The following is a 13,381-nucleotide window of genomic DNA, read 5'->3' on the forward strand; positions in this document are numbered from 1 at the left end:
GGGATTCAGCGGATCATGTTGAACAGCGACATCGACTGCATCTGGGTGAAGATGGTTTGCGCCGACTTGAGCGCGGCCTGTTCCAGCTGGTACTGGCCGATCGCATCGGCGTAGTCCAGGTCGCGCAGCGAGGACAGGGTGGTCTTCAGCGTCACTTCGTTGGATTCGCGCAGCTCGGCGGCGTTGTCGAGCGCGGCCAACTGCGCGCCGCCGGCCGCACGCGCATCGATCATCTTCGCCGAGGCCTGGCTGACGTCGCGCATCGAGGACTGCAGGGTGTTCTGCAGCGCGGCCTTGTCGGAGGCGGTGAGCGGGTCGGTACTCAGCGCGTTGACCAGGTCGGTGATGCTGGAGAACACGTCCTTGTTGGTCGAGGCGCCGATCTGGAAGCTGTCGCCGGCCGCCGGCGCGCCATCCAGGCGCATCTTCAGTCCGTCGAAGCTGATGTCCTCGCCGGCGGTGTAGGTGCCGGTCTTGACCACGGTGCCGGTGCCGTCGCGCACTTCATAGGTGTCGGTAGCGGTGAAGGCGACGCTGTAGCTGCCGCCGTTCCAGGCTGCGGAACTGGCATCGCGGCTGAAGTCCAGCAGCAGTCCGGTGCCGGTATTGGTGCCGGCCGCGTGCGCATCGACGCTGCCGTCGCCGGTGCGGATGCGCATGAAGATCTCGCTGCCGGGCAGGGCGTCGGCGACCTGCGTATCGGCCGCCACCTCCACGCTGCGCTGGGTCTGGTCGCCGCTGTAGACCACGCTGCCGTCGACCACCGCGAACGGCGCGGAGTCGTCGGCGGCGCCGGCGAACAGGTAGCGGCCGCTGCCGTCGGTGCTGTTGGACAGGCTGAGCAGGCTGGCGTGCAGCGACTTGAGTTCGGAGGCGATCGCCTTGCGGTCGTCGGTGGTCAACGCCGAACTGTTCGCTTCCACGGTCAATTCGTTGACCCGCGCCATCAGGTCACCGGCCTGCGACAGCGCGTTCTCCTGCAGGCCCAGGCGGTTCTGCACGTTGTTGGCGTTCTGGCCGAAACGCTCCAGTTCGGCCACCGCGCGGTCCAGGTTGACCGCGGTGCCGGAGGCGACCGGATCGTCGGCGGCGGTGACCAGGCGCTGGCCGGTCGCCAGCTGCTGCTCCAGGTGCGAGATCTTGGCCTGCTTGCCCAGCATGTTGTTGACCGACTGGCTGAACATCATGCCGGTGGAGATGCGGTTGCTGCTCATCGGATCGCACTCAGAATGGACTGGAACATCGTGTCGGCGGTGGAGATCAACTGCGAGGCGGCCTGGTAGGCCTGCTGCAGGCGCAGCATGTCCGAGGCCTCTTCATCGAGGTTGACCCCGGAAACCGAATCGCGCGCGTCCTGCGCGCTGGTGTGGATCACGTCCTGCGCGTCGGCCGAGTAGGTCGCCTGTCGCGCCGCCGAGCCGATCGAGGTGGTAAGTCCGGACACCGCGCCATTGAGGGTGATGGTGCCGCCGTTGAACGCCTTGCCGTCGTCCAGGTTGGACAGGGTCAGGGCGTTGCCGTTGTTGCTGGAGCCGGCGCCGGTGGGTTTGACCGCGAAGGTGTCGCCGGCGACCGGCGCGCCGTCCAGGGTCATGCTCCAGCCGTTGGCGCTGATGGTCTGCCCTGCGGTGTAGGTGAACGGGCCGGCGCCGTCGATGGTGTACTGGTTGGCGTCGATGAAGGCGATGCTGGCGGGCGTCAGCAAATTGGCGTTGCCGGCGTCGGTGGCGCGCACGTTGCTGACCTTGCCGGTGCCCAGGTTGTCCAGGTCGGCGCTGGCGGTGATCGGCGTGGCCGCGGCGATGCGCGAGGGGTCGGTGATCGCCACCGCCAGGTTGGTGACCGCGTTGGCGGTGGGCTGCAGCAGGAACTTGTCGCCGGCGGCGGCGCTGCCGGACAGCTGCAGGGTCACCCCGTTGACCACGAACGGATCGGTGCTGCTGCCGGTACCGGTCATGGCCACGCTGGCGCCGGTGTCGGCGCGGCTGGCGGTCCAGCTGCTGCCGTCGAACTTCAGCAGCAGGTTCTGCCCGTCGAGCTTGCTCAGGTCGCTGACGCTGGCAGTGAAGCTGGCGCTGCCGGTGTTGGCGGCGTTGGCGTTGACGTTGGGCGCGGACAGCGAGAAGAAGTCGCCGCCGAGGTTGCCGTACAGGTCCACGCCGGCCTTGTGCTGCTGGTTGTAGGTGACCGCCAGGCCGGTGGCGATGCGGCCCAGTTCGGCCTTGGTCGGGTCCAGCACGCTGCTGCGGAACTCGAGCAGGCCGCCGATCTGCCCGCCCAGCGCGCTGCTGCCCAGGGTGATGGTGGTGCCTTGCGCCTTCAGCGCGACCTGCAGGCGCCCGGGCTGGTAGGGATCGGTGACCGTGGTCAGGGTGGAGGCGGTGGTGCCGACCACCAGCGCCTGGCCGCCGGCGGTGTAGACGTTGATCGCGCCGCCGTCCTGCTGCACCGCGCTGCCGCCGGTGTAGCCCACCAGCTGGGTGATCAGCGCATCGCGCCGGTCGAGCAGGTCCGGCGCGGCCGCGCTGGCGTCGCCGCCGATCTGGCCGTTGATCTTGGCGATCTCGCCGGCCAGGCGGTTGGCTTCCGTGGTGGCCGAGAGCAGGCCGTTGTTGACTTCGTTGCCGAGCGAATCCATCTGCCCGTTGAGCTGCTTGAAGCGGGTCACCAGCGCGTTGCCGTTGTCCAGCACGCTCTGCCGGGTGGCGGTGGCCGAGGCGTTGGACGACAGCCCGGTGGTGGCGTCGAAGAAGTTCGACCACTGCCCGGAGATGTTGGTGGCGGTGTCGGAGAACAGCCCGTCGACGCGGTCGGACAGGCTCGACAGCTGCTTGAGCCGTGCCAGTTCGCCGGTGCTGTCCAGCAGCCGCGAGGTCGCCAACTGGTCGGCGACGCGGGAGATGTCGGTGATCTCGGTGCCATTGCCGATGTAGTCCGAGCCGTACTGGGTCGGCGTGGTGGTCGCGAACGACACGCGCTGCCGGCTGTAGCCGTCGGTATTGATGTTGGCGACGTTGTGGCTCACCGTCGCCAGGGCGCGCTGGAAGGCGATGAGGGCGCTGGTGCCGGTGGAAAGGACGGACATGGGCGGCTACCTCAGCGCAGGGCGCTGTTGGATGGATCGGAGGTGCTGGCGAACGCGCGCTCGATGCCGCTGGCGGCGGCGTTGCCGATCGCGGCGACGGCACGGCCGATGGTCGGCCCGCCGGCGATCGCGGCGATCTTGGCGGCGTAGGACGGATCGGTGGCATAGCCGGCGCGCTGCAGGCCCTGGGCGAACCCGCGGATGTCGGTACCGGCATTCAGCGCCTGCTGGTAGCGCGGATTGGTCTTCAATAGGCGCACGTAGTCGGCGAAGCTCTCGGCCGGCGAGGCGTAGGCGCGGAAATCGGCGGTCTGCGATTGCTTGACCCCATCGACATACTCGTGGGTGCCGGTGCTGACGCGCTCGCCGCTCCAGCCGGTGGCCTTGATCCCGAACAGGTTGTTGGAACTGGCGCCGTCGCCGCGGGAAATGCCGCGGCGTCCCCAGCCGGTCTCCAGCGCGGCCTGCGCGACCAGCGCCCGCGCATCCACGCCCAGTTCCCTGGCCGCTTTCTGCGCGTGGGTCCAGATCTGCGCGACGAAGCCTTCCGGGGTGCGTTCGCCGAGGCTGGCCGCGGCGGCGTTGGCGGCGGCGGTGGCGCTGGCATCGATGCCGGCGCCGTCGTTGGCCGCCGTCGCCGCCAGATCCGACCAGCGGTCGTCGGCGCCGGTCCAGGCCAGCGTGGCGCTGCCGTCGGCAGGATTGCTGCCGATCGCCTCGTGCATCGCGCTGGTTTCGCGGCCGGCAATCAGGTCGAGCACGCGCGCGACCTGCTGCTGCGGCGCATCCGCTGCGTCCAGGCCGCTCCAGGCAGCGGCGCCGGTGCCGGCCGCGGCGCCGGCATCGGCCGGGGCGGAGGCGCCGGCGCTGCTGCCGGCGGCGCCGCTCTGGCCGGACACCAGCGAGTACGCCTTGGCCGCCTGCGCCGCGCCGATCGCGGTATTGGTTGGCGGCGCGTCGGCGCTCTTGCCGCCGCCCAGCTGCTTGGCGATCATCGCCGCCAGGCCCAGCCCCTTGCCCTCGGTCAGCGCCTTGGCCATCTGCTGGTCGTACATGTCGCGGAAGGTCTGGTTCTCGCCCGGGAACAGGGAATCGCCGAAGCTGGCGTCGCGCATGCTCTTCACCAGCAGGTTCGCGAACTGTCCTTCCAGCTGGCGCGACACCTTGTCGATCCGGGCCGGATCGTTCTGGGTGGTCGCGTTCAGCTCGATGGCAGAGGCCGAGATGCGCATGTCAGATCACCTCCAGCTCCGCGCTCAGCGCGCCGGCCTGCTTCAGTGCTTCCAGGATCGCGATCAAATCGCCCGGCGCGGCGCCGACTTCGTTGACCGCGCGCACGATCTGGTCCAGCGAGGTGCCGCCCTCGAACTTGAACATGCGGCTGCCTTCGTTGGTGGCGGTGATGGTCGATTTCGGCGCGGCCACGGTCTGGCCGTTGCTCAGCGCGTTGGGCTGGCTGACCTGGGTGCCTTCGCTGATGGTGACGGTCAGCGAGCCGTGCGAGATCGCCGCCGGGCTGACCCGCACCTGCGCGCCGATCACCACGGTGCCGGTGCGGGCGTTGACCACCACCTTGGCCGGCGCCGCACCCGGCGACAGTTCCACGTTCTCGATCCGCGCCAGCAGGCCGATGCGCGCGCCCGGATCGGTGGGCGAGCGCACCGCCACGGTGCCGCCGTCGACGGCGTGCGCACTGCCGGGACCGAAGGTGTTTTCCAGCGCCGCGACCATCCGCGACACCGTGGTGAAATCGTTCTGGTGCAGGTTCAGGGTGATCTCGCCGCTACTGCCGAACACGTCCGGTAGCGCACGCTCCACCGTGGCGCCGTTGGGGATACGGCCGACGCTGGGCACGTTCACCGAGATCCGCGAGCCATCCTTGCCCTGCGCGCCGAAGCCGCCGACGATCAGGCTGCCCTGGGCGATCGCGTAGATCTGGCCGTCGGCGCCCTTCAGCGGCGCCATCAGCAGCGAGCCGCCGCGCAGCGACACGGCGTTGCCGATCGAGGACACGGTGATGTCGATCGGCTGGCCGGGCTTGGCGAACGGCGGCAGTTCGGCATGGATCGCCACCGCGGCCACGTTCTTCAGCTGCGGGTTGACGTTCGACGGGACGTTGACGCCCAGCTCGCCGAGCATGTTCTTCAGGCTCTGCACGGTGAAAGGCGCCTGGCTGGTGCGGTCGCCGCTGCCGTCCAGGCCGACCACCAGGCCGTAGCCGACCAGCGCGTTGCCGCGCACGCCGCCGACCTGGGCCAGGTCCTTGATGCGTTCGGCGGCGGCCGGGGCGACCAGGCCGGCGCACAGCGCGAACGCGGCGAGCAGGCGGAAGGGCAGGGACGGAAGGTTCATGGCGGGCCTCAGTACGGCGAGATGCGCGAGTTGAAGAAGCGGCTCAGCCAGCCCATCGCGTTGGATTGGGCGACGGCGCCGCGGCCGCCGTAGGCGATGCGCGCGTCGGCGACCTTGCTGGAAGAAATGGTGTTGTCCGTCGCGATGTCGGCGGCGCGCACGATGCCTTGCACCTGCACCAGCTCGTCGCCCTGGTTCAGGCGCAGGTTCTTCTGCCCCTGGATCACCAGGTTGCCGTTGGGCAGGCGCTGCATCACGGTCACGGTGATGCTGCCCTGCATGGTGTTGCTCTGCGCGGTGTTGCCCTTGCCGGCGAAGCTGCGGTCGCCGCTGGTGCTATTTTCGAGCACGTTGACGCCGTTGACGGTCAGCGGCGCGCCGAGCAGGGTCGGCGTGGCCATCGTCACCGCGTCCTTCTTGGTGATGCTGGTGTTGGCGGTGGAGCTGGCGGTGGTGCTTTCGACCAGGGTGATGGTCAGCAGGTCGCCGACCTCGCGCGCGCGCCGGTCCGAATACAGCGACAGGCTCGGGCCTGCGGCATAGATCGCGCCGGCGCCGGGCGCCGCCGCCTGCGCCACCACCGGCACGATCGGCGCCAGCGGCGCATACGGGCGCACGTCGCCGGCGGCGATGCCCAGGCCGGCGCAGCCGCCGAGCAGCACGGGCAGGACCAGCGCAGCGGTGAGAGAGAAGGAGGACAGACGCGACATGGCGGTTTCCAGAAGAAGTGTCGGGATCAGACGTTGTTGTTCAGATAGCCGAGCATCGAATCGGTGGTGGAGATCGCCTTGGCGTTCATCTCGTAGGCGCGCTGGGTCTCGATCATGCTGACCAGCTCTTCGACCACGTTGACGTTGCTGCCTTCCAGCGAGGCCTGCACGGTGGTACCGAGGCCATTGAGGCCGGGGGTGCCGTTCTGCGCCGGGCCGGAGGCGGCGGTTTCCGCGTACAGGTTCTCGCCCTTGCCCTGCAGGCCCGAGGGATTGATGAAATCGCTCAGCGTCAACGAACCGATCTCCAGCGCAGCCGCGGTGCCGGCGACCTGCACGCTGACCGTGCCATCGGTGCCGATGGTCAGCGACTGCGCGCCTTCCGGGATCTGGATGCCGGGCTGCACCGCATAGCCGCTGTTGGTGACCAGTTCGCCCTGCGAATTGATCTGGAAGCTGCCATCGCGGGTGTAGGCCGAGGTGCCGTCGGGCATCTGCACTTCGAAGAAGCCGCGGCCGTTGACCATCACGTCCAGCGCGCGCCCGGTCTGCTGCGGATTGCCCTGCTCGAAGTCCTTCGAGGTGGACACCACGCGCACGCCGGTGCCCAGCTGCAGGCCGGACGGCAACTGCGTCTGCGCCGAGGTCGCGCCGCCAGGCTGGCGCACCTGCTGGTACAGCAGATCTTCGAAGCTGGCGCGGTCGCGCTTGAAGCCGGTGGTATTGGTATTGGCCAGGTTGTTGGACACGACCGACATGCGCGTCTGCTGCGCATCCAGTCCGGTCTTGGCGACCCACAAAGCCTGATTCATGACCCGATTCCTCTGATGGTGGCCCCGAGATCCGCGAGGGGCAGGGAGACTGATGCATGTGCCGTGCCACAAATGCGCCGGCTTTTCGTCGGCAGCGGCGCGGTGCCCGCGGCGGACTTAGCCGTTCAGGCGCAGCAGGGTGTTGGCCGACTGCGCGTTCTCGTCGCCGTGCTTGATCACCTTCACCTGCATCTCGAACTGGCGCTGCAGCTGGATCATCTGCACCAGCGCGCCGGCGGCATCGACGTTGCTGCCCTCCAGCGCGCCGGTGTGGACCGCGCTGCCGGTGGCCAGGGCGAAGGCCTGGGTCGGATCGTCGCTGATGTTGCGCATCAGCCCGTCGGGGCGGCGTTCCAGGCGCTCGGCCGGGGCCTGCACCACCTTCATCTTGCCGACCACGGTCATCGCCTGCGCGCCTTCGCCCAGCGGCACGATCGACACCGAGCCGTCGCCGCCGATCTCCAGTGCCTGGTGCGGCGGGATCGCCATCGGATTGCCCTGGTCGTCGAGCACCGCGCGGCCGCTGGAGGTGACCAGCTGGCCGTTCGGGGTCAACGCCAGTTCGCCGCCGCGCGTGTACGCCTCCTTGCCGTCGCTGGCCTGCACTGCCAGCCAATTGTCGGCGCTGAGCGAGACGTCCAGCGCATTGCCGGTGACCTGCTGCGCGCCGACGTCGCGGTTGAAGCCCTGGTCGATGTGCAGCGCATCGATCCGCGACGGATAGCCGGCACCCTGGATGCGAAATGCCTCGGTATTGGCCAGCGCCGCCTTGAAACCGGCGGTATCGACGTTGGCCAGGTTGTGCGAGACCGTGCCCTGCGCCTGCAGCGAAGCGCGGGCGCCGGTCATGGCGACGTAGAGTGCTTTGTCCATGGACGGGAACCGGGAATGGAGAATCGGGAATGGAGGAAAGCGGAAATTCGGCGCCGGGAACCGCGTTTACGATTCCCGATTCCCCGTTCCCGATTCCCGGCGGGCCTCAACGGATATTGATGATGGTCTGGGTGATCTGATCCTGGGTCGAGATCATCTGCGAGTTGGCCTGGAAGTTGCGCTGCGCGACGATCATGTTGACCAGCTGTTCGGTGAGGTCGACGGTCGAGGCTTCGAGCGCGCCGGACTGAACGCTGCCGAAGTCCGAGGTCGACGGCGCACCGGTGCGCGCATTGCCCGAGGCCGAGCTTTCCGCCCACACGTTGTCGCCGAGCGAGCTCAGCCCCTGCGGGTTGACGAAGTTGGTCATCGCCACCTGGCCCAGCGCCTTGTCGGCGTTGTTGGAATAGCGCGCGTAGACCACGCCGTTGGCGTCGATGCTGATCGAGTTGAGCTTGCCGCTGGCGTAGCCGTCCTGGCGCGCGTCGCGCAGCGCGAACGCCTCGCCGTACTGGGTCGAACCGCTCACGTCCAGGGTCAGATTGAGGGTGCCGGCGCCGGTGCTGGGGGTGAACGTGCTCAGTGCGATCTTGCCGTCGGCGGGACTGGTCAGCGCGCCGTTGCCGTCGAACTGCAGGGTGCTCGGGGTGCCGACCGCGGTGCCGTCGACGTAGTTGTGCGCCTGCCATTCGTTGGCGTTGCCGGTCTTGACGAAATACGAGGTCTGGGTGTGGCTGACGCCCAGCGAATCGTAGACGGTGATGCCGCCGGTGGAATGGTTGTAGCTGTTGGCGTCGGCCGGATCGAAGGTGGCCACGGTCGGCGTGCCGGCATTGCCGGGCAGGGTGAACATCAGGTTCACCGTTTCGCTCTGCTTGGGCGAGCTGTCGGTGGTCAGCAGCTGCAGGTCGGTCAGGGTGCCGACCGCGAAGCCGTTGCCGTTGGCCGCCGGCGGGAACACCTGCAGCTTGGCGCCTTGCGGATTGACCACATAGCCGTTGGCATCGGTCTGGAAGTTGCCGGCGCGCGAGTAGACCTTGGCGCCGTTGTTGGTCAGGGTGAAGAAGCCGTCGCCGGAGATCGCCAGGTCCAGGTTGCGTCCGGTCGGATCGACGTTGCCCTGCGAGAACTGCTGGGCGACGTTGCTGACCCGTACGCCGGCGCCGACCGCATTGCGCGCCAGGCCGTAGCCGGTGGCCGAGAACAGGTCGGCGAATTCGGCGCGCGACTCCTTGAAACCGGTGGTGTTGACGTTGGCGATGTTGTTGGCGGTGACGTTGAGGTCGGAGTTGGCCGCTTTGATACCGGACAGCGAAGTATTGAAACCCATGATGGACTCCTGTGGATTGGCCGGCTCAGCTGACGCGGAGCACGTTGGCGAGCGGGGCGGTGCCCAGCCCGGTCAGGTCGAGGTAGATGCCGTCCGAGCCGATGGTGGCGCTCTCGACCGGCGCCTGGACGTAGGTGGACAGGGTGCTGTTGGTGCCGTTGCTGTCGGTCTGCGTGGCGGTGATGCTGTAGGTGCCGGCCGCCATGCGGATACCGGCGCTGTTGGTGCCGTCCCAGTTGAAATTGACTTCGCCGGCCTTGCTGGCGCTGACGCTGATCTGCTTGACCGCGTTGCCGTTGGCGTCGCTGACGGTGAGGTTGACGATGCCCGCGCCGGGCGCGGCGACCACGCCGCTGGCGCCGCCTTCGCTGCCCAGCGGCAGCGTCGCCGACGGCACCAGCACCTGGTGCCCGATCAGCTGGGCGCCGCGCAGGATCTGGTCGGTACTCATCGAATCGGACAGCGCGGTCACGGTCTTGTTGAGGTCGCCGATGCCCTCCACGGTGGACAGCTGCGCCATCTGCGAGACCATCTGGCTGTTGTCCATCGGTTTGAGCGGGTCCTGGTGCTGCAGCTGCTCGGTCATCAGCTTCAGGAAATCGGCCTGGCTCAGCGACGACGACGTGTTGGTGGTGGTCGTGCCGGCGCTGGAGGCGGTCAATCCGAGGCTGGAATAGATGTCGCTGGAAACGGTGCTCATCAGTACGTCCTAGGCTGTAAGGCGGCGGGAGGGAGGGCTTAGCGGCCCATGGACAAGGTGGCCAACGCCAGTTCCTTGGCGGTGTTGAGGACTTCCACGCCTGCCTGGTAATTGCGCGAGGCGGAGATCAGGTTGACCATCTGCGACACCGGGTCCACATCCGGCGAGTAGATGTAGCCGTCGCTATCGGCGAGCGGATGGCCGGGCTCGTAGCGCTTGATCGGTGGATCCTTGCTCTGGGTGATTTCCTTGACGTTGACCGCGGTCAGGCTGCTGTCGTGCGGGTTGCGCACCGCCTGGAAGATCGGCTCGATCGGCTTGTAGGCCGCGGCGGCCGACCCGGCCACCGAATCGGCGTTGGCCAGGTTGCTGGCGATGGTGCTCAGGCGCACCGACTGCGCCTGCAGCGCGGAACCGGCGACATCGAAGATCGGCAGATTGCTCATGCTTATTGGCCTGTGATCGCGGTGAGCATGCTGCGCACCTTGGATTCAACGAAGCTCAGCGAGGCGCGGTACTCCAGCGCGGCGCGGCCGTAGGCGGCGCGTTCGGTGTCCGCATCGACGGTGTTGCCGTCGAGGCTGGGCTGGCTGGCCTCGCGGGTGACCTGGAACGGATTCAGTCCGCTGCTGCCGCCGACCGCGATGTGGCGGCTGTCGGTGACCTGCATCTGGCTGCCGTCGCGCTGGCCCTGCGCGGCGCGCATCGCCGCGTCGAAATCCAGGTCCTGCGCCTTGTAGCCGGGCGTGTCGACATTGCTGAGGTTGCTGGCGATCAGCTTCATCCGTTGCTCGCGCAGCGGCAGGGCGTCGCCGTGGACACCGAGATAGGATGAAATCAGATTGGGCATGGCGCGCTCCCGCGGTTCGTTGCAGGGAGACAGGCAAGGCCTGTGCCAAAACCGGGGTGTGCGCGCCGCGCGGCGTGGAGGGACGGCCTTCGCCAGTGCGGCCAAAGGCGTACTGCTGGGCGCCCGGCGGCACCCCGGGACGCCGCGGAACGCTAGGCGGCCTGGGCCGCGGCGACCACCCGCAGCCGCGCCAGCACATAGTCGGCCAGCTCGTGCGGGCTGTACTTGGCGACGAAGGCGTTGGCGCCGACGCGTTCGACCATGGCGTTGTTGAACACGCCCGACAGCGAGGTGTGCAGCAGCACGTACAGGCCGGCCAGGCCGGGATGGCGCCGGATTTCCGTCGTCAGCGTATAGCCGTCCATCGCCGGCATCTCGATGTCGGAGATCACCATCGCGTAGCGGTCGGCCGGATTCTCGCCGCCGGCGTGGATCTGCAAGAGATGGTCCAGGGCCTGGCGGCCGTCGGACAGCAGGGTGGCGCCGACCCCGAGCTGGTCGAGCACGCTGCGGATCTGCTGCCGCGCCACGCGCGAGTCGTCCACCACCAGCACCTGCAGCTGCGAGCCGGTGAGCGCCAGCGACGGGTCGATCAGCGCCTCGGTGCGGGTCTGGGCGATGTCGGCGAGCACGCTTTCCACGTCGATGACCTGGATCAGTTCGCCCTGGAAGCGGGTCACCGCGGTCAGGTAGCTGGATTCGGCGCCCAGTTCCGGCGGCGGGTGGATGTCTTCCACCGCGATGTTGACGATGCGCTCCACGCCGCTGACCAGGAAGCCCTGCACCGAGCGGTTGAACTCGGTGACCACCAGGTAGCCGGGCGCCTTGTCGGCCTGCGTCTCGCGCTCCGGATGGCCGATCGCCAGGCCCAGATCGAGCACCGGCACCGAACGGCCGCGGACATCGGCGACGCCGGAGAATTGCAATGGCAGCCCCGGCACCTGGAACAGCCCAGGACGGCGCAGCACTTCCTGCACCTTGAAGACGTTCACGCCAAAAAGCTGACGGCCGCCCAGCCGGAACAGCAGCAGGGCAAGCCGGTTGTGGCCCGCCAAGCGGGTGCGCTGGTCGATTCGATTGAGCAGGTCATGAGACATGGGATTCATATCGGCGCCTTCGCGGCGGAACTTGAGGCCGCGCTGGCGGAACCGGCGCGCGAATCGCGGCACAGGCTTTGCATGGCACTGCCGACACCTCCATAGAGAGACGGCCATGCGCCTGATCCTGTTAGTGGTCCTGCTGGCGGCGACGCCGGCCTGGGCCGCGGAATTCCAATCGGTGGACTCGATCCGCGCCGCGGCGTTGTCCACCCTCGGTGCCGACGCCGACGCCGAGGCGACGCTGGACCCGTCGGTGCGCGTGCCGCTGTGCCCGGCGCCGCTGCAGGCGCAACCCACCGGCACCACCACGGTGGAGGTGAGCTGCCCGCGCGAGGCCGGCTGGCGCCTGTTCGTACCGGTCAAGGTGCGGCGTCTACAGAATGTGCTGGTGCTGGGCCGCGGCCTGGCCGCTGGAGAAACCGTGGACGCCGCCGATATGGTGATCGAGAAGCGCGACGCGGCGCGGATCGTCGGTGCGGCAATGACCGATCCGGCCACAGCGATCGGCCGGGTGGTGCGGCGCACGCTGCCGGCAGGCACGCTGTTGTCGGCCAGTGATCTGGTCGCGCAGCGGCTGGTGCGACGCGGCGACAATGTGGCGCTGGTGGCGCGCAACGGCGCGCTGGAAGTGCGCATGGCTGGGCGCGCACTGAGCGATGGTGGCGAGAACGAGCGGGTGAGCGTCGAAAACCTGTCGTCTCGCCGCGTCGTTCAGGGGACCGTGTCACAAAATGGCGACGTTTTTGTGACGCGTTGAGATCCGGCCTAAAGTTCCCCGGGCCAACGCCGTTACCTACACCGAACCCGTAACAGGATTTCCGTCATGAGCCAGAAAATCGAAGGGAGCTTGCCGAGCCAGGCCACGCTCCGTACCACGGCCGTCAGCACCAAGGCCGCCTCCGGCGCGTCCGAGGATGGACAGACCCGTGCGGTGGACGCCACGGCCGCTACCGACAGCCTGCGCCTGACCGGCGAAGCGTCCGGCCTGCAGACCCTGCAGCGCCAACTGTCGGCCGCGCCGGCGGTGGACAGCAAGCGGGTCGAGTCGGTGCGCGGCTCGCTGCAGAGCGGCAGCTACACGATCAATCCGGACGTCGTTGCCAGCCGCATGCTCGATATGGATCAGCAGCTCAGCGCATGAACACCTCCGCGACCAATCCCTTGCAGCAGCTCAGCGACGCCCTCGCCGGCGAACGGCAGGCATTGTTGGATCACAACGTGGAAGGGCTGATGCGGGCGACCAGCGACAAGCTGGCCGCGCTGCATGCGCTGGAGGCCGACGTGCCGGCCGGGGCCGAGGCCGAATCGCGGCTGCGCGAACTGGCCGATGCCAACCGTGCCAACGGCGCGCTGCTGTCGCGGCGGCGGCGCGAAGTGAATTGGGCGCTGCGGCATCTTGGCCGCAGCGAAAGCGCGGCGTCCTACGATGCCAACGGCCAGTCCAGCACCTTGCGCATGAGCCGCCCGCTGGCGATCGCCTGAGACCTGTGGACGCCGATGGCGTCCACAGGTTCCGACGCCGCGTGGCGGCCCCAGGTGCCGGTGTCCACGCACCTGGCGATGGCATCG

At 68.4% G+C, this 13,381-nt stretch carries 15 protein-coding genes; 3 read left to right on the top strand and 12 right to left on the bottom strand.

Annotated elements, in window-relative coordinates:
- Positions 1-5: 5 nt before the first annotated feature.
- The 12 genes from flgL to FZ025_RS19325 all read right to left on the bottom strand — a co-directional run bounded on the left by flgL (position 6) and on the right by FZ025_RS19325 (position 11,809).
- Positions 6-1,214 carry a flagellar hook-associated protein FlgL gene (gene flgL, locus FZ025_RS19270; RefSeq protein WP_104558568.1) on the bottom strand — a complete coding sequence of 403 codons (1,209 nt, stop codon included), beginning with the start codon at positions 1,212-1,214 and terminating at the stop codon, positions 6-8.
- Positions 1,211-3,085, bottom strand: a complete 1,875-nt coding sequence (flgK, locus tag FZ025_RS19275) for a flagellar hook-associated protein FlgK (RefSeq protein ID WP_046979881.1) — start codon at positions 3,083-3,085, stop codon at positions 1,211-1,213. The genes flgL and flgK overlap by 4 nt, the downstream gene beginning before the upstream one ends.
- 11 nt (positions 3,086-3,096) lie before the next feature.
- Positions 3,097-4,317, bottom strand: coding sequence for a flagellar assembly peptidoglycan hydrolase FlgJ (flgJ, locus tag FZ025_RS19280; protein ID WP_046979880.1), 1,221 nt, complete (start codon positions 4,315-4,317; stop codon positions 3,097-3,099).
- A 1-nt stretch (position 4,318) separates the two neighbouring features.
- Positions 4,319-5,437, bottom strand: coding sequence for a flagellar basal body P-ring protein FlgI (locus FZ025_RS19285; protein ID WP_046979879.1), 1,119 nt, complete (start codon positions 5,435-5,437; stop codon positions 4,319-4,321).
- Positions 5,438-5,445: 8 nt separating this feature from the next.
- Positions 5,446-6,147 carry a flagellar basal body L-ring protein FlgH gene (gene flgH, locus FZ025_RS19290; protein WP_046979878.1) on the bottom strand — a complete coding sequence of 234 codons (702 nt, stop codon included), beginning with the start codon at positions 6,145-6,147 and terminating at the stop codon, positions 5,446-5,448.
- 26 nt (positions 6,148-6,173) lie between these two features.
- On the bottom strand, positions 6,174-6,959 hold the full coding sequence (gene flgG / locus FZ025_RS19295; protein ID WP_046979877.1) for a flagellar basal-body rod protein FlgG: 786 nt from the start codon (positions 6,957-6,959) through the stop codon (positions 6,174-6,176).
- Positions 6,960-7,076: 117 nt separating this feature from the next.
- Positions 7,077-7,832, bottom strand: a complete 756-nt coding sequence (locus FZ025_RS19300) for a flagellar basal body rod protein FlgF (RefSeq protein ID WP_046979876.1) — start codon at positions 7,830-7,832, stop codon at positions 7,077-7,079.
- Between the two features lie 106 nt (positions 7,833-7,938).
- Positions 7,939-9,162: a flagellar hook protein FlgE gene (flgE, locus tag FZ025_RS19305; RefSeq protein WP_046979875.1), complete on the bottom strand. Its 1,224-nt coding sequence runs from the start codon at positions 9,160-9,162 to the stop codon at positions 7,939-7,941.
- A gap of 25 nt (positions 9,163-9,187) precedes the next feature.
- Positions 9,188-9,862 (bottom strand): flagellar hook capping FlgD N-terminal domain-containing protein, encoded by a 675-nt coding sequence (locus FZ025_RS19310; RefSeq protein WP_046979874.1) that lies wholly within the window; start codon positions 9,860-9,862, stop codon positions 9,188-9,190.
- Positions 9,863-9,900: 38 nt separating this feature from the next.
- Complete coding sequence (gene flgC, locus FZ025_RS19315) at positions 9,901-10,308, bottom strand: flagellar basal body rod protein FlgC (RefSeq protein ID WP_046979873.1); 408 nt, start codon at positions 10,306-10,308, stop codon at positions 9,901-9,903.
- A gap of 2 nt (positions 10,309-10,310) precedes the next feature.
- The gene (flgB, locus tag FZ025_RS19320) at positions 10,311-10,712 is read right to left on the bottom strand and encodes a flagellar basal body rod protein FlgB (RefSeq protein ID WP_046979872.1); all 402 of its coding nucleotides are present in this window, start codon (positions 10,710-10,712) and stop codon (positions 10,311-10,313) included.
- A gap of 152 nt (positions 10,713-10,864) precedes the next feature.
- On the bottom strand, positions 10,865-11,809 hold the full coding sequence (locus FZ025_RS19325; RefSeq protein WP_046979883.1) for a chemotaxis protein: 945 nt from the start codon (positions 11,807-11,809) through the stop codon (positions 10,865-10,867).
- A gap of 115 nt (positions 11,810-11,924) precedes the next feature.
- Here FZ025_RS19325 and flgA point away from each other — a divergent pair, with 115 nt between their 5' ends.
- The 3 genes from flgA to FZ025_RS19340 all read left to right on the top strand — a co-directional run bounded on the left by flgA (position 11,925) and on the right by FZ025_RS19340 (position 13,294).
- Positions 11,925-12,569 (top strand): flagellar basal body P-ring formation chaperone FlgA, encoded by a 645-nt coding sequence (gene flgA / locus FZ025_RS19330; protein ID WP_046979871.1) that lies wholly within the window; start codon positions 11,925-11,927, stop codon positions 12,567-12,569.
- A gap of 66 nt (positions 12,570-12,635) precedes the next feature.
- On the top strand, positions 12,636-12,953 hold the full coding sequence (flgM, locus tag FZ025_RS19335; RefSeq protein ID WP_046979870.1) for a flagellar biosynthesis anti-sigma factor FlgM: 318 nt from the start codon (positions 12,636-12,638) through the stop codon (positions 12,951-12,953).
- Positions 12,950-13,294 carry a flagella protein gene (locus tag FZ025_RS19340; RefSeq protein WP_046979869.1) on the top strand — a complete coding sequence of 115 codons (345 nt, stop codon included), beginning with the start codon at positions 12,950-12,952 and terminating at the stop codon, positions 13,292-13,294. The genes flgM and FZ025_RS19340 overlap by 4 nt, the downstream gene beginning before the upstream one ends.
- Positions 13,295-13,381 lie beyond the last annotated feature (87 nt).

The sequence above is a fragment of the Xanthomonas hyacinthi genome (assembly GCF_009769165.1).
In the GTDB taxonomy this organism is placed as follows: Bacteria; Pseudomonadota; Gammaproteobacteria; order Xanthomonadales; family Xanthomonadaceae; genus Xanthomonas_A; species Xanthomonas_A hyacinthi.